This is a genomic window from Shewanella sp. WXL01 (genome assembly GCF_012263345.1).
Taxonomy (GTDB): domain Bacteria; phylum Pseudomonadota; class Gammaproteobacteria; order Enterobacterales; family Shewanellaceae; genus Shewanella; species Shewanella maritima.
Map to the genome: position 1 here is coordinate 14,738 of NZ_JAAIKQ010000015.1, position 22,052 is coordinate 36,789.

The 22,052-nt window shown below is 42.0% G+C and carries 26 protein-coding genes and 2 tRNA genes; 4 read left to right on the forward strand and 24 right to left on the reverse strand.

The features are described 5' to 3' along the window. Positions 1-46: 46 nt before the first annotated feature. Positions 47-661: a riboflavin synthase subunit alpha gene (locus G3R49_RS19245; RefSeq protein ID WP_130602995.1), complete on the reverse strand. Its 615-nt coding sequence runs from the start codon at positions 659-661 to the stop codon at positions 47-49. Positions 662-687: 26 nt separating this feature from the next. Here G3R49_RS19245 and G3R49_RS19250 point away from each other — a divergent pair, with 26 nt between their 5' ends. The 4 genes from G3R49_RS19250 to G3R49_RS19265 all read left to right on the forward strand — a co-directional run bounded on the left by G3R49_RS19250 (position 688) and on the right by G3R49_RS19265 (position 3,331). Continuing rightward, complete coding sequence (locus G3R49_RS19250) at positions 688-2,046, forward strand: MATE family efflux transporter (protein WP_167870731.1); 1,359 nt, start codon at positions 688-690, stop codon at positions 2,044-2,046. A gap of 223 nt (positions 2,047-2,269) precedes the next feature. Next, positions 2,270-2,346: transfer RNA gene (locus G3R49_RS19255), tRNA-Val, on the forward strand. Positions 2,347-2,372: 26 nt separating this feature from the next. Next, positions 2,373-2,449, forward strand: a tRNA-Val gene (locus tag G3R49_RS19260). Between the two features lie 69 nt (positions 2,450-2,518). Further along, complete coding sequence (locus G3R49_RS19265) at positions 2,519-3,331, forward strand: site-specific integrase (RefSeq protein WP_167870732.1); 813 nt, start codon at positions 2,519-2,521, stop codon at positions 3,329-3,331. Positions 3,332-3,673: 342 nt separating this feature from the next. On the opposite strand, the gene G3R49_RS19270 is transcribed toward G3R49_RS19265, so the two are convergent. From G3R49_RS19270 to G3R49_RS19380, 23 genes are all read right to left on the reverse strand, one after another. Next, positions 3,674-3,856: a hypothetical protein gene (locus G3R49_RS19270; protein WP_167870733.1), complete on the reverse strand. Its 183-nt coding sequence runs from the start codon at positions 3,854-3,856 to the stop codon at positions 3,674-3,676. 54 nt (positions 3,857-3,910) lie between these two features. After that, complete coding sequence (locus G3R49_RS19275; protein WP_167870734.1) at positions 3,911-4,336, reverse strand: hypothetical protein; 426 nt, start codon at positions 4,334-4,336, stop codon at positions 3,911-3,913. A gap of 45 nt (positions 4,337-4,381) precedes the next feature. After that, entirely contained in the window at positions 4,382-5,080 is a 699-nt protein-coding gene (locus G3R49_RS19280) for a hypothetical protein (protein WP_167870735.1), read from the reverse strand. Beyond that, the gene (locus G3R49_RS19285) at positions 5,067-5,777 is read right to left on the reverse strand and encodes a hypothetical protein (RefSeq protein WP_167870736.1); all 711 of its coding nucleotides are present in this window, start codon (positions 5,775-5,777) and stop codon (positions 5,067-5,069) included. Before G3R49_RS19285 ends, G3R49_RS19280 begins: the two co-directional genes overlap by 14 nt. Positions 5,778-5,846: 69 nt before the next feature. Next, positions 5,847-6,953: a hypothetical protein gene (locus tag G3R49_RS19290; protein ID WP_167870737.1), complete on the reverse strand. Its 1,107-nt coding sequence runs from the start codon at positions 6,951-6,953 to the stop codon at positions 5,847-5,849. Beyond that, complete coding sequence (locus G3R49_RS19295; protein ID WP_167870738.1) at positions 6,946-8,940, reverse strand: hypothetical protein; 1,995 nt, start codon at positions 8,938-8,940, stop codon at positions 6,946-6,948. The genes G3R49_RS19290 and G3R49_RS19295 overlap by 8 nt, the downstream gene beginning before the upstream one ends. 10 nt (positions 8,941-8,950) lie before the next feature. Beyond that, positions 8,951-10,537: a hypothetical protein gene (locus G3R49_RS19300; protein WP_167870739.1), complete on the reverse strand. Its 1,587-nt coding sequence runs from the start codon at positions 10,535-10,537 to the stop codon at positions 8,951-8,953. Next, a complete protein-coding gene (locus G3R49_RS19305) occupies positions 10,537-10,971 on the reverse strand; it encodes a M3 family oligoendopeptidase (protein ID WP_167870740.1) in 435 nt (144 codons plus the stop codon). Before G3R49_RS19305 ends, G3R49_RS19300 begins: the two co-directional genes overlap by 1 nt. A 2-nt stretch (positions 10,972-10,973) precedes the next feature. After that, the gene (locus G3R49_RS19310; RefSeq protein WP_167870741.1) at positions 10,974-11,420 is read right to left on the reverse strand and encodes a hypothetical protein; all 447 of its coding nucleotides are present in this window, start codon (positions 11,418-11,420) and stop codon (positions 10,974-10,976) included. A 9-nt stretch (positions 11,421-11,429) separates the two neighbouring features. Further along, on the reverse strand, positions 11,430-12,185 hold the full coding sequence (locus G3R49_RS19315) for a hypothetical protein (RefSeq protein WP_167870742.1): 756 nt from the start codon (positions 12,183-12,185) through the stop codon (positions 11,430-11,432). 217 nt (positions 12,186-12,402) lie between these two features. Then, positions 12,403-13,470: a hypothetical protein gene (locus G3R49_RS19320; protein WP_167870743.1), complete on the reverse strand. Its 1,068-nt coding sequence runs from the start codon at positions 13,468-13,470 to the stop codon at positions 12,403-12,405. 1 nt (position 13,471) lies between these two features. Continuing rightward, complete coding sequence (locus tag G3R49_RS19325) at positions 13,472-13,705, reverse strand: hypothetical protein (protein ID WP_167870744.1); 234 nt, start codon at positions 13,703-13,705, stop codon at positions 13,472-13,474. A gap of 357 nt (positions 13,706-14,062) precedes the next feature. After that, complete coding sequence (locus G3R49_RS19330; RefSeq protein ID WP_167870745.1) at positions 14,063-16,336, reverse strand: hypothetical protein; 2,274 nt, start codon at positions 16,334-16,336, stop codon at positions 14,063-14,065. An 11-nt stretch (positions 16,337-16,347) separates the two neighbouring features. After that, on the reverse strand, positions 16,348-17,859 hold the full coding sequence (locus G3R49_RS19335; RefSeq protein WP_167870746.1) for a terminase family protein: 1,512 nt from the start codon (positions 17,857-17,859) through the stop codon (positions 16,348-16,350). Beyond that, on the reverse strand, positions 17,859-18,053 hold the full coding sequence (locus tag G3R49_RS19340; protein WP_167870747.1) for a hypothetical protein: 195 nt from the start codon (positions 18,051-18,053) through the stop codon (positions 17,859-17,861). Before G3R49_RS19340 ends, G3R49_RS19335 begins: the two co-directional genes overlap by 1 nt. A gap of 42 nt (positions 18,054-18,095) precedes the next feature. Then, positions 18,096-18,440, reverse strand: a complete 345-nt coding sequence (locus tag G3R49_RS19345; protein WP_167870748.1) for an NUMOD4 domain-containing protein — start codon at positions 18,438-18,440, stop codon at positions 18,096-18,098. Positions 18,441-19,361: 921 nt separating this feature from the next. Continuing rightward, positions 19,362-19,724 carry a DUF5681 domain-containing protein gene (locus G3R49_RS19350; RefSeq protein ID WP_167870749.1) on the reverse strand — a complete coding sequence of 121 codons (363 nt, stop codon included), beginning with the start codon at positions 19,722-19,724 and terminating at the stop codon, positions 19,362-19,364. 395 nt (positions 19,725-20,119) lie between these two features. Further along, positions 20,120-20,314, reverse strand: a complete 195-nt coding sequence (locus tag G3R49_RS19355) for a hypothetical protein (protein WP_167870750.1) — start codon at positions 20,312-20,314, stop codon at positions 20,120-20,122. Positions 20,315-20,326: 12 nt separating this feature from the next. Then, the gene (locus G3R49_RS19360) at positions 20,327-20,581 is read right to left on the reverse strand and encodes a hypothetical protein (RefSeq protein ID WP_167870751.1); all 255 of its coding nucleotides are present in this window, start codon (positions 20,579-20,581) and stop codon (positions 20,327-20,329) included. Positions 20,582-20,595: 14 nt separating this feature from the next. Next, on the reverse strand, positions 20,596-20,802 hold the full coding sequence (locus tag G3R49_RS19365) for a hypothetical protein (RefSeq protein WP_167870752.1): 207 nt from the start codon (positions 20,800-20,802) through the stop codon (positions 20,596-20,598). Continuing rightward, positions 20,802-21,035 (reverse strand): hypothetical protein, encoded by a 234-nt coding sequence (locus G3R49_RS19370; RefSeq protein WP_167870753.1) that lies wholly within the window; start codon positions 21,033-21,035, stop codon positions 20,802-20,804. The genes G3R49_RS19365 and G3R49_RS19370 overlap by 1 nt, the downstream gene beginning before the upstream one ends. Further along, on the reverse strand, positions 21,035-21,262 hold the full coding sequence (locus G3R49_RS19375) for a hypothetical protein (protein ID WP_167870754.1): 228 nt from the start codon (positions 21,260-21,262) through the stop codon (positions 21,035-21,037). Before G3R49_RS19375 ends, G3R49_RS19370 begins: the two co-directional genes overlap by 1 nt. A 525-nt stretch (positions 21,263-21,787) precedes the next feature. Continuing rightward, a complete protein-coding gene (locus tag G3R49_RS19380; RefSeq protein WP_167870755.1) occupies positions 21,788-21,934 on the reverse strand; it encodes a hypothetical protein in 147 nt (48 codons plus the stop codon). Between the last annotated feature and the right edge of the window lie 118 nt (positions 21,935-22,052).

Consider the following 22,052-nt stretch of genomic DNA (forward strand, 5'->3'; position numbering starts at 1 on the left):
AGCTAAGCAACGATGGGTAAGTTTAATAACTCTAGTCATCAGCTAGTTAGTCGGCGAACTTGCGTGCCATGATCTTAGCAACCGTGTCGACAATCACTTGAGTTTGGCTATCGATTTCGATATTCACCAACGAAGATTGTTGTAGATCTGACAAGTTAGTAATGCTGAGTGTTTCTGGAATTAGGTGGATCCAGAAGCAATTACCTTCAATTTCACCAACCGTCAGGCTGCATCCATTAATACCGATAAAGCCCTTATAGAAAATATAGTCCAACCACTTCTCATCAACTTCCAGCAAAATGTTGTAATGCTCAGCAGTATGACTAATGGTTTTTACTGTTGCCTGAGTGTGTACATGGCCAGATAACACATGGCCACCAATTTCACTGCCATAAGTTAATGAGCGCTCAATGTTAACTAGATCACCTTGTTTAACATTTCCTAAATTGGTTAGCTTTAAGGTCTCTTCCATCACATCAAAAATAGCGATATTATCGCGCAACTCTGTGACAGTTAGGCACACACCGTTATTCGCGACACTCGCACCGTGTTTTAAGCCCTGTAACAACTCGGTACCTAAAGCGACTTCAAATGTTTTTAAACCCGCTTTTTCGATGATTTTTTCCACTTTACAAGTGGCCTGAACAATACCAGTAAACATAGTTATCTCTTTTTATTAGGTTTTATATGAATAATGCAGGCTATCAAGCCAAACGCCTTACCCAACTCGCCTTGCCAGTATTAGTCGCGCAAGTCACCCAAACCATGATGGGTTTTATCGACACGGTAATGGCGGGACAAATTAGCGCCGTCGATATGGCTGCTGTAGCGGTTGGCTCAAGTCTTTGGCTACCGTCAATCTTATTCATTCAAGGGTTATTGCTAGTATTCACGCCAGTGTTTAGTGAACACCATGGCGCAAACAATCAGCGCGCAATACCACCTTTATTATTCCAAGCTGGATATATTGCCATAATTGGCGCATTTGCTGTGATGATCTTTCTAGCAAGTTCGAGTTTTATTCTCGATTTAATGAACCTTGAGCAAGATTTATATCAGCTAACAACCGGCTACATAAACTTTTTGCTTTGGGGCGCACCAGCATTTTTGCTTTATCAGGTACTTAGGGGTTGCAGTGAGGGACTATCCCATACAATGCCGCCGATGATCATCGGCTTTGTCGGTCTTGCTGTGAACATACCGGCAAACTATATCTTTATTCACGGAAAATTTGGCATGCCAGCCCTTGGCGGTGCAGGATGCGGCGTGGCAACTGCACTGGTATTTTGGGCAATGTTTGCCTCGATGCTCATATATATGAAGTTTGATCGCACATTTAAAGAGTTAGCACCATTTAGAAAATGGTTTATGCCTAAATGGGGCAAGATGTGGAAAATGGTAAAACTGGGTTTACCTGTCGCACTAGCACTGTTTTTTGAGGTCAGCTTGTTTGCAGTTATCGCGCTATTTATCGCGCCTCTAGGCTCAACAGTCGTTGCTGCCCACCAAATTGCGATGAATTTCTCATCCATCGTATTCATGCTACCGCTTTCAATTGGTATCGCGGTTTCAATACGCGTGGGATATTACCTAGGTAAAGAGCAACCAGAAATCTCCGCACTTGTAACTAAAGTGGGCACAGCAATCGCGCTGTCGCTTGCCGTGGTCACCGCGATAATTACAGTGGTGTTTAAGCATGACATTGCGCTTTTATATAACGACAATAAAGAAGTGATCCAACTTGCAGGCTCATTGATGTTGTTAGCTGGCCTTTATCAAATATCAGACTCCATTCAAGTTGTCACAGCCGGTGCACTGCGTGGTTATAAAGACACGAAAAGTGCATTCTATATTTCGCTGATATCATATTGGTTTATCGGTATGTCACTAGGCTATGTATTAGCTTATACCGATATCATTGTTGAGCGCATGGGTGCCAGCGGTTTCTGGATTGGGCTAATTGCCGGCTTAAGCACTGCAGCAGTGTTGTTCGCCGGTAGGTTAATTTACATCCAAAAGAATCCAAAACGCTTTGTTATCAGCTGACAGCTGGATGAAACCAACATAGTTTAAGAGATTGAACAATAAATAGGCTTATTGAACCACCAATTGACTCTAGTTTCTCATTGTATGTGTTCTGCAGCCGAGAACGGCTGCAAAGTTGGATAGCATTTGTTCGTTTAAACACAAATTGTATTTTTTTACTTGCAAGGCTTAGTTAAGCCACTTAATATAGCCAGCGCTTTGAAGGGAAACGCTTTTTAGCAATACAACCGTAGCTCAGTTGGTTAGAGCACTACCTTGACATGGTAGGGGTCGGTGGTTCGAATCCACTCGGTTGTACCATTCCCTTTCAAATACAATTCAGATATACAACCGTAGCTCAGTTGGTTAGAGCACCACCTTGACATGGTGGGGGTCGGTGGTTCGAATCCACTCGGTTGTACCATATAGTTTTCAAGCACATACCTACTTTATTGCTCCACCTTATCCATAGTCGATAACAAGGTGGTGCCAAATGAACATCTCTATTTACGCTCAACTAAACCATTCAATAGAACTTTACGAAGAAGAAGTAGCTCAACACCAGAAGGGCTATAGACACACCTACCAATACCAATACAAATCCATTAAGCATTTCTTTGGGTGTGTTCCATTAAAGGACTTCACCTCAGAGGATGTTAGGTGGTTTATTACTCAGCGTCAAAAGCAAGTGAGTGATGCCACAGTTAAGAGTGATGTGGGAGCCTTACAGCGCTTCTGGAACTGGTTAAGACGTGACATGGGCTTACCCCTTCCTAATGTGTTTGAACACGTCAGGACACCCTCCAGTGACGTTAGGCGCGAATACATCCCCACTGAAGCAGAGATAAGCAGAGTGTTTAGTCTACTACCTGATGATGTTAAACCTGTGGCTATGTTGCTAAAGGAAACAGGAATGAGACGAAGTGAAGCTGTGTTCATACATCGTACTAATGTGAACTTGGCTAAGAAGTATATTCAACTATTCGACACCAAGAATGGAACGAGTAGAAAAGTGCCATTGAATAAGAAAGCGATTGAGATAGTTGAGAAGGAACTCAGTAATGGGAGAGGAATTTTGTTTGCTGTAAATCCACAGAGGATAAGTAAGCAAGTTAGGAAGGCAGCTGATGAAGTGGGACTTGATATGTTTGTTCTCCATAGCCTGAGACATTGGAGGATAAGTAGCTTGATAATGAAAGGAATGGATCATGCTTTAGTGGCGGGTGTGTCTGGGCACAAAGATATGAGAATGTTAATGAGGTACACCAAGCATGACGCCACAAGTTTAGCAGGCATGTTAGACTAAATAGCTTGCATAACAAGCGTCAATATTAATACTGTGGGTGTAAAACGCGTTGGGTGAAAGACGCTAGTTGGTATTAGAAGATGTACACTGAAGAAGATAGTGTCCGATGATTAACATGGCTGCTTAGAGTTATGGGAGTTGATATTCACTCTCTTTCTTCTTTTCAGTGTTCTCTTCCAAGCTAGCGCGTAGGGCGTTTAAAGCCCTACTAGCGTAGCGCTGTAAACTTCGTTTTATACTTCGTTTACTTACTTCACCGTTTAACACCTATAGCCCTTGGGTTTAACACCTATGGGTCTTTGTAACTATCAGTATTACAAGGGATAAACACCTATGGGCGTATTACCCAACTTGCTTGCCATTCTCACTCATTTCTAAGTCAGCAATCAAGTCTTTAACATCATCGACAACAGAAGCTAAGTGAGCCTTGGCGCTATCTACATCACCTTCGTGTAAATTGTTAATAACATGGTCTGCGTGGCTTAGCGCGTCAGATAGTTGTGTTTCAAATGTGTCAATATCCATAATTTTTACCTCGTTCAATTAGTTTAGCAATAGTTTAAACAACACTGCTTTTAGTTAATAATTAGATCGTATTCGATTTTTAGATAGTATGGTTTTCTCCACTGAGTAATCAGGGAACACACGCTTCCATCCTGTCCTACCATCCAAGACAAACCTGTCTACTTCCCACTGAGAACAATAATCCTCAACCGCAGCTAAGGCTTCTCTCATAACATCGGGCGTGTTGTTCACATCTTGATCGCTATTAATGACATTCACTTCCATCACTTTCAGACCAGTCTCATAAACAATGTACTCCAAGAACACTAAGAACCCATGGATAGAGACAAGTTTATAAGCACCACTCTTCAATTTGTCTTTGAATGTTTGTTCAGTGATGTAGTCAAACAGAGCCAATTTAGGTTTAAGAAGGCGTATAGTTTCCTCGCAGACGCTATCTGTTATCTCAACATTTGTTATATTGTTTTGTTGTTGTTTCATAGAACGTCCCTCCGCTATACTTCATTCTTCCCTAATCCAAGTTCATTAGAACGCAGGCTTTATAGACATGCTACTACCACTCCACTCAGCATCTTTGACCTGTTGTGTGATAGCTGCTAATCGGTTAAAGCCTTGTTGCTCCCATTGGCGAGCCTTGTCTTCTTCCTGTAAGAACTTCCATCCCTCAGCCACTGCCAAGAACACGAAAGCATCTGGTGCTAAATCTAATAACACGTTGCTTTGAGTATCCTCGTTAATCTCAGGAATATCTTTGTAGTAGTTCAGGAAGATGTTAGTAGTTGGCTCAATATTACCTCGTACATAAACACGATTAGCTACAACAGCAAAGTAGCCAGCAGGACGAGAGAAATCACCAGTTGAATAGATCTCACTCTGATCTAAAGACTTAGCCTCAGTGTTATACATCTGTTCAAATGGGATACGCTCTAAGTGTCCACCTTCTGTGTAAATCTGCTTCATTTCTAAATAGTCAGCAGGCATTAAGAAGTAGTATTCATCTTCTGTGCCATGCTCTCTTAGTGACAACCTAACCAGCTTCTCCATCGAAGGCATACGAAGATTACGTAAGATAGTTTTCTCCGCTGCGTTAATGAAGAATGGAATTGTATTCACCGTGTCTACGTCTTTACGGTTGAGATACGTTTTAACCACTTCTACTAACGAGCTGTAAGTAGGCACTGTGGTGTATTGCTCGATGTGGGTTTTAGTTTCAATTAAACTCATTATTAACCTCCATGTTCTTTAGTTTATTTAGGGCATCACTCACCCTCTGTTCCCACTCAACATTCTTGTAGTTATCAATATTGTGTGGGCATAAAGGGAAAGGTTCTTCAGATTTCCAAGTAAACAATTCAACACCAGCATAGTGCCAATTCTCATCAAACCTCTGTTCCCATTTAAGGCGCTTATCAGCATTAGCCGCATACGCTGCCTTCTCCGTCCCTGTTTTAATGCCATGCTTACGTCTATGCTCAGCTATCTTCACTGCTTCCTCTTTAGCCTTCTCTTTAGCAGCTTGTTCACGCTCTTGTGCTTCAACATAACGCTTATGGCTTTCAGCTCTCTCACGCTCTCTATTAGCCCAGTATTCCTCTGAAGCTTGTTTAGATAGCTCAGCATGTTCAGCCATAGTTTCAGCGTATCTAGCCTCTCTCATTGCCTCTAATTCAGCTTCTTCTTTCTCAGCTAAAGCATTACGCTCTTCAAGTCGTTTATAGAACTCTTTGTTGATTTCTAAGTGTTCAGCTTCAGCTTCCTTTAGTTTTTCCTCTTGAGTGGCAAATATCACTTCGTGTGCTTTAGTACCAGCTTCACTTTGCTTCTTAGCTATTTCATTTTGGTGACTAAGAAACACTTCCCATTCATCATCTTCAATGGGTCTTCCTAGCATTGCCTCGTAGGTTGCTCTTGGGTTATACATTTGTTCTCCTCCTTGAAATAAGAAAGCACCCTTACGAGTGCTCTCTTGTTCCTGTCTAAGCAATTAGCTTCAGCTGGTCTCAATCAAACAAGCATCAAAGCTCACATCTGTGTTAGCTGAACCAATGCGTAACTGAATACGATCATAACCAACAGGAACACTGATAACCTGACTGTTGAAGCTGCTATCTCCCTCAATAGGTGTCCAGCCATCAACAACATCTGTCTGTCCTTCACCTTGTAGCCTGAAGTTAACATTACCTGTGCCAGTTCTTGTGAAATCTCTGTATTTGAATACAAAGGAACGACCAGCAATAGGCTGTAATGGACTTGATGTACCAATGTTCCACATCCACCCACCAGCATCCACTGAGGCGTTTGTATAGCCATTATCAGTGACAACACCGTTGCCATTAGGAGTAATATTAATAGTGTTCCAGTGGTTAGCAGTAGCGCCTAATGTACGAGCCTGAACTACAATCTCTTGACCAATACGGGATTGGAAGAACTGTGTAATACCAGTTAAATCACTGACAATATAGAAACCATCAATGAACTGTGTATTGTTGCCGTCCATGCGTATCCATTGGTCATTGTTAAAACCAACTATCCTAACTTCAATGTCTACGTTATTAGAGCCATCAGCTTTGCCTTCTACATTCCACGAGAGAGTGTTCCAGTAGAAAGTATCTGTGGCATTCACATAGATGTCTGTTAGACGTAGGTTGTCAGTTCCATCACCCCATAACCTATCGTTGAAATACGGAGCAGCTGTATTAATAGAACCAAAGCTAGTACCTCTCCAGCCAAGCTGGCCTGTTGTTCCATTAGAGCCTTCTCCTACAGTGATAGTGTTACCTGTCTCTACTCCAGATGAACCAATCCATTCAGGATCTAACCACCAAGGAACATCAAACGCTGGATAACTGCCATCACCACGGAAGGGAACACCTACAAAGGAAGGCTTGTTAATGTGTGCTTTAAAAGCATTCAATATACGCCTACGCTGTGTATTAGTGCTCCATCTACTACCATCATGCTTACGTCTTAGATTGTGCATAGCATCAATTTCATTTACAGAGGAAGCAATAATGGCTCTGGCTGTATTCCATTTATCCTCTGAAGCCCAGAACTTCTGCTGTAGAGGAGTGTCCATAGGTGCCCAACTATTACTCATTGTTCACCTCCTGTGCTTGGTTGCCTACCATCTGTTGAGCTGTGATTATATAAAGCAATTGAGCCTGTTCAGGGGATAGCATCTCAGGTGGAAGCTTAGCTAACGCATCAACCGCTTTTAACACTTGCTTGCCAACTCTAGGAGAGTTAAGGGCACGATTTATCCCGTATGTACTAACCAAAGAGATAACAGTAGCAATAGGAAGAGAACCACCTACCACTGAGCCAACGTCCACAATGGCAGGTAAACCAGATGACAAACCATGACCCACCATACTTGCTTTGTCAGCGCTATCACTAGCTCTCTGTGCTGTCTTCACAGCACCTATTACTTCTCTAGCTCTCTCTGGAGATGAGATGAAATCACTAACAGGACTGTTGACATAGTCCTTATATAAAGCTTGGTTTGTTAATGACCTCTCTATCTCATCTAGAGTGTCAGATAAGTAGATATGCGGCTTTTCTGTAACAACATCTGCTTTCTTCCTATCAGCAATGCCATAGCGTTCTGCAAAGTGGATAGGATCTATGTCTTTACCTTTAAACGCAAATTGACGAATCAGAGACTCACCAGCATCATCTAGGGCTTCTTTGTTTGCTCGGTAATTAGGTGTGTGTTCGAATAATGATTCCCAGTATGGACGAAGCCTTTCAGGTGCTTTTTGGTAAGCAAGACGAACAGCTTCAACAAACTCTGAACCTTTTACAGTTTTACCTCTTTTGTTGTAAAGATCTCGTACATCGTTTTGAACATCTAAGAACTCTTTGTATCTATCATTCAGTGCTACATAATCATCATAGCCATCTTTACCAGCAAGCCTCTTGACAGTAGCGTCTATATCTTCAGTCAAAGCACTATACAAATTCTTTAACTTCCCTTGACGTACATCATCAGAGCCTAGCTTCTCGGATTTAATTCCATGACCTACATCAGAACGAAACTCGATCATGGCTTTTAATTCCATAGGCTTTTCACCTTTCAGCACTTTCTCAATCTTCTTGTAAGAAGTAGGAGTTAACACATCTGCCATTGCGCTCAAGCTTTTCCTGCTACCTTCAAGCATTTTAACAGTAGAAGAAGTGTCAGCTGGTTCCGTGTCTGCGCCAATCTTCTTATTGAAAAACCCATAAGCTTCTTCAAAGTCTTTCTCATTGCCTTTCAGCCAGTTTTTATGATTGTTAATAAAGAAGTCACCAACCTCTTCAGCACTTTTAAGGCTTCCGAGATTATCTAAACGCTCTTTAGATGTACTTTCATCTCTGCCAGCACGCCCTTTCGAAGCTGATAGACCACCTGTTGTTTCATCTAACACACCAGACACCTTACCCAGTGTTGGAGAGATGTCAGCTAGTGAGGGATCTATGTTGTAGTTTTGTTCATGCTTGAGCTTGTTTATTGGCATTTTGTCAGGTGTAATAGCATCACCTATCTTCTTACCAATGCCATAGCCAACAGGAGAGGCTACAGCACCAACACCTGCACCTGTGCCTACGTCTGTAATGAAGTCCACTGGAGCGTCTAATGGGTTAGCCTCAGAAGTACCAGCACCATAAGCAGCACCATAACCAGCACCTTCACCAGCTAACTTACCTAGCTTTGACGCTGTAGAGGCGTTCTTAGCCCAGCCCACTCCTGGTATTAACATAAGAGGAGCACTGCCAACTACCTCAGAGATACCAGCTTCCCATGGGTTATCTTGTGAATACTCACCCATACGTTTACGGATAGCATCAACTTCTTCTTCATAAGTGTTGTCACCGAAAGCTGACTTTACGCCAGCCTCGATTTCATCACCAAATCCGAAAGTCAAACCCTGAGCAGCAGACCTAACAGTGTCTCCTATTGAGTATGGATTGTGTCCAATACGTTCAGAGAAGTCTTCAAAAGACATATCACTGTAATTCTTACGATGTAAGGCACGAGCTAAAGCATCATCAGTCAGATCACCATAAGCGGGATAGTTCTTTCTTATTTCAGCAATATTCATTAACTACCTCCTATCTGATGCCCAAAGGATCATTAGCATTTTGCTCTTGATCAAACTGACGACTAATAGCGTGATATTCTGCCTTAGAAGGTTCTCTACCAAACTGTGATTTATAATTAGCTAAATACTGCATCTTCTTAGAAGAAGTGCGCATAATGTTTAACTGCTCTCTGATGAAGTTTTCAGGTAGTCCAGTACGTAATGTGCCAGTGTTAGGGTCAATTAAGGCGTTAGCAGCGCCACTAATCTTAGAGCCTTCCTTGTCAGATAAAGCACCCATACCACGCATGGCTTCAATACCTTCTAAGAATTGCTTAGAGCCTAATTGGTTAAACAGTGCTTCACTACCACGAGAGCTTGTAGACCAGTAACCGCCCATAGATGAATAACCACCAGCATTAGCAATATCATCTTCACCAATTTGATTGATAACACCTAGTACATCTTCAGCAGCCATATGAGAAGTGAGAGCTTCTTGGTCAGCTTGGACAGCAGCAGCTTCAGCAGCAGCTTGTTCAGCATCTCTGCGTTCCTGTGCTTTTATTTCAACAGCCATCTTCTGAGGAGCTAAAGGATCACCTTGGTAAGTCCAGTCACCATAAGTAGGATTACCCATACGATCATAAGTAGTGTTACGTGTGTAATTACCTTCACTCATCTTCTCACCAGTGACAGGGTTGATTTCACCTTCTTTGAAGTATCGCTTCTGTTCTTGGTCAGGTTTAAGGAATTGGTTCTCACGCATTGTGGCAATAAGGTCATCAGCTTCACCACTACGTTCCCAAGCAGCAATGTCTTTATCAGCATAGCCTTGAGCTTGTAGAGCAGCGCGGTTCTTAGAGCGTTCACGAATACCTTCATATTCACCGAATGTACTGAAACCAGCAGCAGCAGCACCAGCAATAGCACGTTGCATGTCTTCACCCTCTGCTCCAGCTAAAGCAGCAGTGAGGATAACCATACCCGCTGAGAGAAGACCAGCCTGCCATGAGCCATTATCACTGTATTCTTCAAATTGGTATTGTGGAGCACCTGACATACCAGCAGTAACTTTCTGAGCTTTAGCTAAGTCCATATCTCGCTGAGTTTCAGGAGAGGAAGTAATCATACTGTGAGCTGTAGCAGTGTCATCTTGTGTGGGACTTCCATCACCTACTTGCTTCTGTTCACCTGTGTCTGTAACTACATCTGTGGTCTTCTGAGCAGGTTGTTCAGGTACATTAGGCTCTGTTGCTAAAAGGCCAAGCTCTGTCATCTCTGATGGGCTTAAATCTTCTTGTGCTGATTGTCTAACATTGCCTTCATATGGATACAAACGATTAGGTAGTATTCTGTCAAAACCTTCACGAGTAGCTTTCCACGGATCAACTTCTTGTTGAGGCTGGTGTGTGAATTGTGAATTAACATTACGAGGTGTTCCTTGTCCTGTAATCTCACTAGGTAAGTTACTGCCAATCAAAGGCGCATCAATACCCATGTTATTTTGGTATTGCTGTCTACGTCTCTCTTCTTCTCGTCTTTTAGCGTCATTCATCTCTAAAACAACCTGATCTTGTTCAGGCATTAATAGACTTGATACGTTTTGTGGATAAGCCATTACTCACCTCCTTTCATCAGGGTTTCAATGATGTGGTTATTCATATCCTCTTGACCATTCTCAATAGAGTACGGAGTAAAAGGATCATTAACTTGTTCAGCAATAGTTTTAGCAATTTTCACAATGCCATCTATCGCGTTCTTGTATTTAGGATTGTTAGCCCATTCATCTACTTGTTTAGCTTTACCCATATCATCAATACGAGCTAACTCACGTGGAGGTTGAACTTGTAACATTCCTTCACCTACTGGTGCCATCCAATCTACTTCTTGTTGTTGCTCAGGAGCCATAACAGGCATCTCTGGCATAGGAGAGAATGGAGAAGGTTGTCCAGCAGGTTCCAGTCCTAAGCGTTGTCTCTGTTCAGCTATTAGTTGATTTACTTCAGGGACATGAGACATAGGAATGGTGGATAAGATTTGTTCAATAGACATAATTAACCCCTCCCTGCTGCTGTCTTCATAGCGTCTCGTAAAATGCTATAGCTGTGTGTTGGAGGAGCTTGTGTATGAGTAACACGAGAACTACCACCACCGCTTAATAAACTGCCAATAATGCTACTAGCTGCGTTAATGGCAATAGCACCACCAACACCAATAGCTTGTGGTTTAGCTGTAGGTTCACCAGCATCACCTGCTGCTGCTTGTTCAGCTGTTTTCACGTATTCAGGGTCACGCATATCCATACGTGGATCACTCATAGCTTGTTGGTTGTAATCAACAACACCAGCACCTTGCTTCAAAGCACTGCCACTCATGGCGTCTTCAAATGAAGGAGTAGCCATACCAAAAGAGGCTTGTCTGTATTGGGTCATCTTGTTAAAGAAATCGTCTTGGTTTTCCACTGAGGAGGCACCATAAGCGCCTTGTCTTAATACACTCATACTTCCTCCTTATCCACGTGCTTCTGAACTAATGCCACTACCACCAGTACCAGCTTGTAATAGCCATGAACGTAATAGCTCTTGACCAGCTCTTGTGTTCAATAGCTCAGCCATACGATTAGCATCCATATCACCTCGTTCAATGTCTCTAATCCATTCAGCTCTACGAGCAGCATCGTCAAGACCATCACCAATACGGTCAGCAATGCCTAGTTGTCTATCTCTATCACCACTGACAATGCCCATAGCATCACGCTGTAAGCCTCGTTGATAGTCTAATAGAGCCATGTTGCCAGCATTCATAGCTTCACCTGTGGCAATACCAGAAGCGATACCAGCACGACTACCAGTGTTACCAGTGAAAGAACTAGCTTGGTCAATCATTCCTCTATTCTCAGCGATAGTGCGATTAGTTTGGTCAGCAATACTGTCAGCAATACGTGGATCATAAAGACCACCAGCTGTCTTATTAATATCCTCTGCTGAGATGGGAGCTGATCCTGAGTTGATTAGCCATTCATTCAGTGCGTCACGATTAGCACCACCTTCACGGATAGCTTTAATCAGTTCATCACTGTTAACAGGATCGAACCTGCCCATGTCTGGCATATCACGAATAGCTTCACCTAGACGCCTGTCTTGGTCAGCACCACCAGCACCTAGCCAAGGGTTATAGCCTTTAGGTTTACTATCACCACCTCCAAAGAACTTCTTAGTGTGGTCAGGATTGGAAGCAATGCCGCTCCATTTACTTATAATTGTCATAATTTATTTCCTCATAAAAATACCCACGTAATAGTGGGCTTAAATAGTCTCCTCTTGAGCGTTCCTCTTTATGTGTTGTCATTTACACACGTATTCATCTATTTGCTCTATAACGTGGTGTACTTGAGGCTAGTCACTACCACGGGTAAGAGCGACTTCCCTTCATTTCTCCATTGGAGGAAGCCTCTTCTTATTAGAGAGCTAACAATTTTCTTTGCTAGTCCTCTAATGCGTTAAACAACTCAACGTTGCCAGTAGCACCCTTGTCCATCAAAGCTTCTAATTTAGCCTTGTTGGTCTTGGTCACTTGCTTACGTGAAGATGTTTTAGGGGATTTAGTTTGCTTAGTAACAGCTTTAACACTGTCACTGCTCTTACTCATTTTCTCGTCAAAGTATTTAGCTTTCTTAAACACTTCAAACATACGAGCATTAACTAACATAGCGCTATCATTATCCCTGACATCTAAACCATTCAAAGCCATGTACTCACCTACTTCTTTAATGGTGTCTTTTTTGTACTTACGGCTTAGATCAGTTTCCAGTGCTGTAATGTGTTGTTGAACTGCTTCTTCATTTCGTTGCTTCTTAGCAGCTTCATACTTATCAGCTTCTTGAATAATGTGTTGCTTACGAGCGTTAGCTTTCTGTAAAGCATCATGTGCTTTAAGGCGCTCTTCTTGTGGTAAAGCATGGTTAGAGAGAATGCTTTCAGCTTGGCTAATAACTAAATCAGCTTCTGTAGCACTGGTCATAAACAAATGCTTAGCCACTTGGTCAAAGGTTTTGAAGCGTCCTTTGTATTCTTCTAGTCGTTGCTTCTCTGTAACTACTTCTTGTTTATTGGCTACAGCGTCAGTTAGATCAGCTTTAGAGATAGACTGAGATCCCACTGAGAACATAAAGTCATCTGGGAGGTCATCAAAGCTTTCATTCAGCTTCTCAAATTGTTCTAAAGCATCACCACTTAACTTAGGCACTTCCTCTTCGTACTCCTCTGTTTCTTCTTCATCCACTTCTTCAGCTTCAGGAGTATCTTCATCGTCTTCAATCTTGTCATATCCATTCTCATCTTGAGTTGGGTCTTCCACATCTTCCAATGTGTATTTATCAGGGTTAGAAGAACTACCTTCCACTAATAAATCATCTAGGTTCTCAAAGATGTCAAAATCATCTGTATCAATCAGCATGTTGTCTGCTGTTGTTAAATCTTCAATTACCATTGATGTGTCTAAGTCTTGTTCAGCGGCTTCAAAGCCTGCGTTTAATGTTGGATCTAGTTGCATATTAAATTTCCTCCTGCTTTACAGCTTCGTTGTGGATTGTGTTCTGTAATTCATCTAAGAATTTGTATTTAGTTTGAAGTTTCTTAAACTCGTTGTTTTCCACTACGTGAGGGAATTTATCTTTGATAGCGTTCTTGTGTACTTCAACTATGTCTTTCATGTAGGGAGCAACTACGGCTACCGCTATTGCATAACGTTGCATTAAGTCGTTCTGCTTATGCTCTGTTAATAACATATTTGTTCTCCTTGTTTTAAGGTGCTTCCTGTCCTTTGGAAACATTAAGAATAGATAGGTATGCTGTCTTCTTTTAATACACTGAACATGCCTATTCATTGGGCTAAATGAGTGCCCGTATAATGCGGGTTGTAGAGGTGTTTGGCGCGTCTTTTAATACCTACCTACTAGGGCACTGCGCCAAAGGGATATACGCGGTTGTACGTGCGTGCTTTTACTGTTTGTGGGTGGTTAGTCCCGTTCATGCACACAGAAGCGCGTTATGTGGGTAGATAGATAGCTTCACAGCCCCACAGAAACCAATCAGAGGCTCCCCAGCCTCAAGGCTCCACTATCATCTATTGCCAGAATTGTTTATTAGCTTGGAAAGCCTGCGACAGATTGCTGTTGTCCAGTGTCATACGTCATCTGGGCGTCCAACTTAGCAGCATCTTTACGTAGTTCCAGCTCTGTAGCTTTATAAGCACCCTCGACAGCTGCTTCAGCTTCTTTACTACCGCTTTCCACAGCTTTGATAGCCAACTCACTGTTAGCCACTTTAATGTTGTTTTCTACTTCAGTTATCTTGATAGCAGTAAGATTTAGATCAGCAATACCTTTCTCTTTGGCAATAGCTGCCATCTGGGCATTATAAGCTTCAGTGAGTTCTTGTTTAAGAACCTCTTCTTCACTTGGTTGGTTTGTCTCAGGGTTGGTTAAGTATTTATCAACACCAACAACACCAGAGCTGTTTAGCATGTGTTCATACACGTTATAGCGCTGTTGGGCATCCATTAATGTATCTTTTCTATCTGCTTCATTAGCCAGTACATTCATTAATTGACCAGAGATACGAGCATCATCATTGGCAGTGTTAATATCAACATGGAACTCACAACGTTTAGGGAGTTGCTTACCAGTGATAGGCTCTTCGCCCTCGCCAACTTTAAGAGGTAGGTCATTGTCTCGGATTAGTTTATAAATCTGCTCAAACATAGGCTTGATTAATGTATTAGCAAAACTCTTAGCAATGGTTTTGTCTTTAAGCTCAGCATTCTGAACAGCAAACGCCACTGTAGAAGCAGCTACATTATTCAGGCTGTTCTCTAGTCCTAAACCAGCAGCTTTACCTTCGCCTTTAGAAGCATCCTCAATAAGACGCTGTGTAACCTCTTTAAACGTAGCAGGTACATCACCAGAGTAGATAGGGTTGATAGAGCCAGGGAGTTGTGTCTGTACCACACCTGAAGGTTTCCAGTTAAGCATTTCACGCAATTCAACAGAACCTTTAACAACTTCATATCGAGGGAATACCTGACCAATAGCAGCTTCAATCTCAATCTTGTTAGCACGAGTAACATGATCTTGAATGTGTCTGTATTTATCGTGCATAGAGTGACCCCAGAACGAACCAGTGATGTTCTCAGGCTTACCATTACAATATGGAATGCAGTCAGCTTCACATACACTTAATAACTCATTCTCAGTGTGGAAGATTTGATACAACACACTCTTGCCTTCGTTGTTTAAAGCAGAGCTATACATGTAGGTTTCATACACGTAGATAGGACGCTCAATAGGATCAATAGTAGATACGATATTGTCATCTTCGTTAGTGTGTTGGTGCTGAGTTAAAATCTTCTTGTTAGAAGTAGTAGTCTCACCCAGTGTATCAATAGTAGAAGCACTCTCTAAGATTGTAGGATCAAAGCCCATATCACATGCTTCACCCACTGTCATACGGTGACGCTGAGTAATGTAACGAGCGTCTTCAATCTCATACACATCAGGGTCTACATAAAGCTCACCAAAAGGCACTCGCTCAATAACTACTCTGTCTTCAACACGTAAGAGAGGGAGTAAACCTTTTACATAGACAACAGGTTGTAGCTCTTCACCCATAAGTTCCATGGCGAGTTCCTGTTCTTCCTCAGTAGGCTTCTCTTCTTTCATCTCTAACACTGACAAATCAGTATCAGGATATTCTTCCAGTGCCTCTAACAGAACAGGGTTGTTAATCTCCATCCAGTCAATAATTTCAATCTCGTCTTCGTGTCTTACTTCTTGGATAGATTGTTTACTAAATCCATTACCAGTTACCAGAGCATCTAAGAACGCATCTTGAAGTAACTTGTATCCATCATTCTGTCTTAAGAAGATTTCATTAATGGTGTTATTAACAGCGTCAGCTACTCGTGTAGTTACGAACTTATTAGTAGCTCTGTACACCACTGCTTTGTTCTCGTTCTCGCAGAACACATTAAGAAGACTAGGCATAACACTCTCGTTGATGTCCCTGATAATGGGAGCTACTGGTGCGTTACTTTCAGTCTCTACTGTCTCTACGTCTTTATTCTGAACAGTGGCTAAGTTGGTTACGTTATACAGAGGACGCTGACACAGATAATATTGCCACGCCTCCTGATAGTACTTAACACGTTCCTCTTTATGGAAATTAGCATTATTCAAGTTGTGAAGTACGTGATTGTAAAGTTTGTAAAGCATCTCACTTGGTGTCTTATTGTCTTTCATTAAATCAACAGAACCAGTCTCGCCTTTACTTGATCGTGTTTCCTCTAATGGCTTATCAGCCACATAAACTTGATCATCAGAAACACCTAAATGCTCCCTAGATCCTTTCTTGTTTGACATACATTGTCTCCTTACATTGGTACGCTTAACTGACCACCCTCCCAGTAGTCATGCGTTGTTGTTAAACACTCACTTACAGACTTCCCTCTGTTAGCGAGCAGTGAAACAGACGCATACCTAGCGGAGTCAATCACGTCAGAGTGGCTGAACTTCCCGTTCTCAAGTCTTGCGTATGTTGTTATCTCTTTTAATAAGTCAGTGCAGCTATCATCTATCTTCAAGTTTCCACTACGGAAGTCTTCTTCCATCAAGTGAATACCTGTTGCTACACAAGCTGAATGACTACTACCAATATTCTTGAAACCAGTAGTATTAAGTGGGTTGTGAAAACACTTGTAGGCAACATTAACCCCTAAGTCTTTAAGGATTGCTGCATAGCCCCTCTCACCTCCAGCATCTGCTGGTGTGATCATTGGTGCTTTCTTGAATTGGTGTTGTGCTATGAATGAAGCAACGTGAACAGCACTCTTCTCTTGTTGGTCACTGAATACATATTGCTCTTTGACCACTATCTTATCTTTGCCTAATACACCTTCACCGTGCTTCTTAACAGCCAGTGTAAGCACTGTGTCATCTCGTCCTTTACCAGCTATGTCAATAGCCCATAGAACATCGTCAGCATAGTTAATAGCTGTATTACTAACAGTGATGTGTCTAGTGTCAAAGCCAAATACAGCACCACTACCTAAGACTGGAATACCTCGTGAACGCATGTCGTGCTGGTAGGAAGGGATAGAGGCTAAGAGTTCTTTCTTAGTGTCTTCATCTAGATGTGGGGCATCATTCCAAGTAGCGTTTTGCATGTATAGCAAACCTTTCTCATTATCTTGGAACATCCTTACCAGTGGGGATAAACCATTTTCTGGAGTTGCTGTAATAACAACCTGTCCATTAGTAGTCGCGGTTCGTGTTGTGCATTGTGAGAATATCTCTAGGCTTCTGTAAGCATCCTCTTCATCGAGCCAGATGTAATCAACAGTAGCACCCATTAATACGTGTTCGCCTTGCTGAGTAGATCTAAACTCCAAGGTAGACCATCCACCAGATACGTGTTTAACACGCACAACCTTTACTTTGTTTCCTTCTCTTTCCAGTGAATTGAAATCGAGACAATCACGAGGGATAGTTCCTGTTCCAATAGCGTCTTCATCTTTAGCCACCACTGTTCCTAGCAGTTCTTTCTGTAACACCTTACGTGTGCTATCGCCTGTAATACCAACTGCCCAAGCTAAGACTGGTTTATCAAATCGTTTACCATTCCACCAATCAGGATATTGACCAGTGAGATGTAGAGCCATCTCGTAAGCAGCACTGAAGCTCTTGCCTACACGGTTGGCTGCACATAAGAACCTACGCTGGTAATTAGCACCAGATTTATAAAAGTCTTCTTGGAAGGGATAGGGTTTGAACGAGTGGAGTTTGTTATAGCGTTTGTATTGTTCTAGTTCTTCAACTTGCTGTAGGAGATAGAGAAGAGTGTCATTACTTATGTTGTCCCATTCCATGGGAGCTTCTTCTTTCATTAAACCTCCTTATCTGGGATCTTCAACTTTGTAGCGTGAGATAAAGCCATGTGCTTACTCAAATAAGCGGCTATATTCGCAGCTCGCTCCTCTTCAGCGTTACGTTCTTGTTTATGAATGAACACCCATTCACCTTGTGTCCATTTCCAGTCTCCTTGAATGTGTCCTTCAGGGATGTGTGAATTACTTGACATTAAACACCTCCTTGTGTTTCGCCGTAGCGTAGCTACTAGTCATTAATAATCTCCTTGGTTGTTCAGTTGTTCTAGTCTTCGTATCTCTGCATCAATAGCCTTACGCTGTGAATAAAGAGAGGACAAAGTACGAGATACATAACCACTGTCGTATACATCACCAAACACCCTAGCAGCCATAGTGGAAACGTTTATATTCTTCCTGCCACCATTGCCATCATGCAAAGTCACTTCTGGCGCTCTGTATCTAGTTATCCCATTAACCTTGTACTTACTTTGATACGGTTTGAGGATGTTCCCAGTGTCTGTATTCATTACCCGCCCATGGTTGCTAATCAAATAGGAGTCATAATCCTCAATAGGCTTCCATAGTTCTTTACTTGCCATATCGCTCCTCCAGTTGCTGAGTGCTTCTGTCCTTAGTTCCTTTGCTCTTGTAATACCGATCAACTTCATTCCTAAAAGCCTTCTCTAAGTCATTAGGAGAGCCTGTGTGGACGTATTGTTGAGGTTGTATCCTGTGGTAGTCATACATGTGTGTTTCAAAGCCTACTTGTCCTTCAGCGAGCTTCTCTACCCACTCTAGGTTGGTGAATATGCTGTCATTCATCTGCCCATTCTTGATAAGCAAAGTTGTGTAGTTGTTAGGGTTGGGACAAAAGGCTAAAGCTGTGAGGTATGAGAGAGGGTAAGTGATGTATTTATTGTTAATAACTAAGTCAGTGTATCTAATGCCATCTAATGTGTAAGTGTGGAACATCCTGCCATTGTAGTTAATACACCCGTCACTACTGATCATGTACCGTGTTCGTGGTATCTGTTTCCATAACTGGTTGTCGAATGCTATCTGCATATACTATCTCTCCCTTCCACTGGGTAGTGTTGCTACCTCTGGTGATAGCTCTGTAAATCTCGTTGTAGTCTTTTCTATGTTGTCTACACCATTCTGAAAGGTTTAAGCAGATGAACTTCTCTGGTCTGTCAGCAAAGCTAAGCTCGTACCAACGTTTCATAACCACTGGTAGTAAATCTGGTCTGTTGTTGTGTAAATAGACACGACCAATTAGCTGACTACGAAGTATGGGCTTACCACAATAGAGAAGCTCTCTGGTCTTCAAGATCCTCTTGTACTTAGTGCTATAAACCTCTCCTTTATCGCTGAACCAGAAGTCTGAAGCAGGACAAATGAACCACTCTCTACCATCTTCCTTAAGTGGGCTGTCTTCTGGCGAAGCTGTCACCAATGGTGTCAGAACGTCACAAGGCTCAGCCTCGTCTAATACGTTATAACTCTCTTGCGATGTGTCTCTACAAGTCATTAACTTTCTCCTTTAGTTCTTTGATCATCGAAGCTCTGTCACTGTCAGTAAGCTCAATCTTGTCTGGTTCTTGATCTACATTCTTATCGAGTAAATCTAATAACATAGAAATAGCTTTTAGCTGGTGCCCTAGAGCCTGTGTCTCTGTCATCTTCTTGAATAAATGGTGTGTACCTAAAGCAATGGAATAAAGCACGTCTATATGCTGGTAAGCGTTGTCTTCATACATCTTCTCTAGCTTCTTCAGCGTGTTAACTGTGAACTTGTTGCGGCTTCCTTTTGGTCTCCCTTTTAAGTTACCTGACTGTCCTTTCTTCCATTGATTAGCTTTAAATAAATCTACTGCTGCCACTGTAACCTCCTTGTAGTATCAGGTGCCTAAGCGTGTTTAGTGAATAAGAACGCCCACCCTTGATTAGGCAGGCATGTTCCTCATGGGCTTGTTATTTCTCTATTTTAATAATGTTCGAATACCGACTTAGTACACTGATGCGAAAGAAGTTATGTTTAACGTCATAACACTGCCCTCGTGCTAACTCTCCATACACGTCCGAACTGTCAAACTTGAAAGACAGGAGTGTGTCACTGTTCCTGAACACACCTTTATCAGTGAAGATTAAATAATCACTACCTTTACTTCCTCTTACTTGCTCTTTATCTTCTACGCAAACTGTGGAAGTCCTCATTGTGGCGAAGTGCATTATTGGGTAGGTGAATATTGAAAGAAATAATAAAACTATGAACGATTTACCGATCACAACAGTCCCCTTTGCTAATGCCTCGCTCTTCTTCGTAACGCTTCTTGAGTAAATCTTCAACGGCTTTAACATCGTCCTTGATGAAAGCAAACTTAAGACCAATCTTGAAAGCTGTTTTTCCTAAGAAAAATAGACCACCAAAGATGATCATGAATACCATTAATCCGTAATATAAATTTTCCATAATTGTTTCTCCTTATTCTGTTTCTAATAGTTCTGAGGCGTCCTCAGCGGCTTCAGGAGCTACAAAGCTACCTGCTAATAGGCTGTCCATAATGCCCTGTAGTGTTTCCTCGTCTGTGCCAGTGAACTCTTTCACCATGCTGCCAATTTGCTGCACTGTTTCGTTAACTGATTGAAGAGCTTTGTTAGCATCGTAGATTTCAATCTTCAGTGCTGCTACTTGTTGCTCAAGTTGCTGTTCTTTGGTTTGTTCTTGTTGATTAAACATGTTGTTGTTTCTCCTTAAGCTTGTGGTTTTTCAACGATAGATTGGATGTTGTAAGAGGTAAATGCTGCCGCTAGCTTTACATCATCTAAGTCTGTTTCATCCATAAACACTGTTAGCTGTCCTCGCTCTTCAATGTTGGTGAACGTTAATTCGTGAACTGTGTCTGTATGAGTGCCATCTGTAGGATCGATGTCTCTTACTGTTACGTTGTATGTACTCATTACTTGGTCTCCTTGTTAGTAAGTAGTTGGTAAAACTCATAATGAGCTTTTCGTAGTTTGGTTAGTAGGTAGGTGTAAAACACACATACACCAAGCCCCATAGCTGCCATCTCTGTAAGAGGCAAACCTCGTTGGTAGCCTATGTAAAAGAAAAAGGCATAGAGGGAAGCTGAGCCTATAAGAGCTGGTGCCATTGCACTAAAGAAGCTCACTGGTTGTTTGAAATTATCCATTAAGGCTCCTTGAAGGTTGTGTTGTCTAATGAATGGACTGCTGGAGCATGTTCCCAAGAGTGATCTTCTGTGTTGAACAGAACACCAAATTCACTCTCCAGTCCTTTAATTAATTTGTGTACTTGTAATGCTTTCTTGTAATTGCCATCAAGTGAGGCAAGAACATCCTTTGTCTTGTCATCTAATGCTGCGTATTCAGTAGCAGTGTGTTTAATCATGTGTTTCATATTAGGTTTCCTTATCTGTAAATAGCAGTATAGCACTGAGAGCGCCTGAGAGGGCGTAGGAGACGTTTTACGAACCCGAGACAGCCTACCCTACATGGGACGTAGTGGAGGGTCTTAAAATGGGCTTTTAGTGAAACATCTAAATGAGGTTTTTAAGTCGTTTTCTCCACCAATTTCAACCTGCCCTGAAGCACACAGGGTTATTAGGTTGTCACTTTATTTGCAGAGTGGAGTGGCTATGGCTTCTTAGAAAACGTCTAAAAAAGAGGACTTGTCCTGCCTAGTTGGATAAGTTTATAGCAAGTCCTCTAAAAAAAGGTATGGCTCAAAGTGTGCAGATTAGAAGATGTATACAATTACAAAAACACGCGAGAGGCACACAAAGAGCCAATTAGGGTGAGGGCAAGCCCTGCCAGATTAGAGCAAGCCCTCGAATGAGGCGAAGCTCGTTAGCCGTCACTAATCAAGCTTCTGATGGATATGTAAGCAACCTATTGGAGTAGTATCAACTTACACGTCCATGTTCTATTCTTCGCAGCTTTGCTGCTCTTGTTCTTGTCTTAGGTTGTCTAAGAAATCAACACCTCTATCGCCAAACATTCCGATCATCATTCTTTTAATGTTTGCTTCATCTAAGCCAGCTTCAACTAATTCGTTGTAGCGTAGTTCCATACTTGATGGCTTCTTCTTGATCGGGGGTCTGTACGAGTATTGTTTCATTGCGCTCGTTATACGAGTTATTGGTTGTTTCATATTCCCTCCTTGGAAATTCATTGGGGTCAAAATGACC

Excerpts from the sequence above, each read along its gene's own strand:
- G3R49_RS19245 (WP_130602995.1), bottom strand. The coding sequence starts at position 661 with ATGTTTACTGGTATTGTTCAGGCCACTTGTAAAGTGGAAAAAATCATC.
- G3R49_RS19250 (WP_167870731.1), top strand. The coding sequence starts at position 688 with ATGAATAATGCAGGCTATCAAGCCAAACGCCTTACCCAACTCGCCTTG.
- G3R49_RS19265 (WP_167870732.1), top strand. The coding sequence starts at position 2,519 with ATGAACATCTCTATTTACGCTCAACTAAACCATTCAATAGAACTTTAC.
- G3R49_RS19270 (WP_167870733.1), bottom strand. The coding sequence starts at position 3,856 with ATGGATATTGACACATTTGAAACACAACTATCTGACGCGCTAAGCCAC.
- G3R49_RS19275 (WP_167870734.1), bottom strand. The coding sequence starts at position 4,336 with ATGAAACAACAACAAAACAATATAACAAATGTTGAGATAACAGATAGC.
- G3R49_RS19280 (WP_167870735.1), bottom strand. The coding sequence starts at position 5,080 with ATGAGTTTAATTGAAACTAAAACCCACATCGAGCAATACACCACAGTG.
- G3R49_RS19285 (WP_167870736.1), bottom strand. The coding sequence starts at position 5,777 with ATGTATAACCCAAGAGCAACCTACGAGGCAATGCTAGGAAGACCCATT.
- G3R49_RS19290 (WP_167870737.1), bottom strand. The coding sequence starts at position 6,953 with ATGAGTAATAGTTGGGCACCTATGGACACTCCTCTACAGCAGAAGTTC.
- G3R49_RS19295 (WP_167870738.1), bottom strand. The coding sequence starts at position 8,940 with ATGAATATTGCTGAAATAAGAAAGAACTATCCCGCTTATGGTGATCTG.
- G3R49_RS19300 (WP_167870739.1), bottom strand. The coding sequence starts at position 10,537 with ATGGCTTATCCACAAAACGTATCAAGTCTATTAATGCCTGAACAAGAT.
- G3R49_RS19305 (WP_167870740.1), bottom strand. The coding sequence starts at position 10,971 with ATGTCTATTGAACAAATCTTATCCACCATTCCTATGTCTCATGTCCCT.
- G3R49_RS19310 (WP_167870741.1), bottom strand. The coding sequence starts at position 11,420 with ATGAGTGTATTAAGACAAGGCGCTTATGGTGCCTCCTCAGTGGAAAAC.
- G3R49_RS19315 (WP_167870742.1), bottom strand. The coding sequence starts at position 12,185 with ATGACAATTATAAGTAAATGGAGCGGCATTGCTTCCAATCCTGACCAC.
- G3R49_RS19320 (WP_167870743.1), bottom strand. The coding sequence starts at position 13,470 with ATGCAACTAGATCCAACATTAAACGCAGGCTTTGAAGCCGCTGAACAA.
- G3R49_RS19325 (WP_167870744.1), bottom strand. The coding sequence starts at position 13,705 with ATGTTATTAACAGAGCATAAGCAGAACGACTTAATGCAACGTTATGCA.
- G3R49_RS19330 (WP_167870745.1), bottom strand. The coding sequence starts at position 16,336 with ATGTCAAACAAGAAAGGATCTAGGGAGCATTTAGGTGTTTCTGATGAT.
- G3R49_RS19335 (WP_167870746.1), bottom strand. The coding sequence starts at position 17,859 with ATGAAAGAAGAAGCTCCCATGGAATGGGACAACATAAGTAATGACACT.
- G3R49_RS19340 (WP_167870747.1), bottom strand. The coding sequence starts at position 18,053 with ATGTCAAGTAATTCACACATCCCTGAAGGACACATTCAAGGAGACTGG.
- G3R49_RS19345 (WP_167870748.1), bottom strand. The coding sequence starts at position 18,440 with ATGGCAAGTAAAGAACTATGGAAGCCTATTGAGGATTATGACTCCTAT.
- G3R49_RS19355 (WP_167870750.1), bottom strand. The coding sequence starts at position 20,314 with ATGGAAAATTTATATTACGGATTAATGGTATTCATGATCATCTTTGGT.
- G3R49_RS19360 (WP_167870751.1), bottom strand. The coding sequence starts at position 20,581 with ATGTTTAATCAACAAGAACAAACCAAAGAACAGCAACTTGAGCAACAA.
- G3R49_RS19365 (WP_167870752.1), bottom strand. The coding sequence starts at position 20,802 with ATGAGTACATACAACGTAACAGTAAGAGACATCGATCCTACAGATGGC.
- G3R49_RS19370 (WP_167870753.1), bottom strand. The coding sequence starts at position 21,035 with ATGGATAATTTCAAACAACCAGTGAGCTTCTTTAGTGCAATGGCACCA.
- G3R49_RS19375 (WP_167870754.1), bottom strand. The coding sequence starts at position 21,262 with ATGAAACACATGATTAAACACACTGCTACTGAATACGCAGCATTAGAT.
- G3R49_RS19380 (WP_167870755.1), bottom strand. The coding sequence starts at position 21,934 with ATGGAACTACGCTACAACGAATTAGTTGAAGCTGGCTTAGATGAAGCA.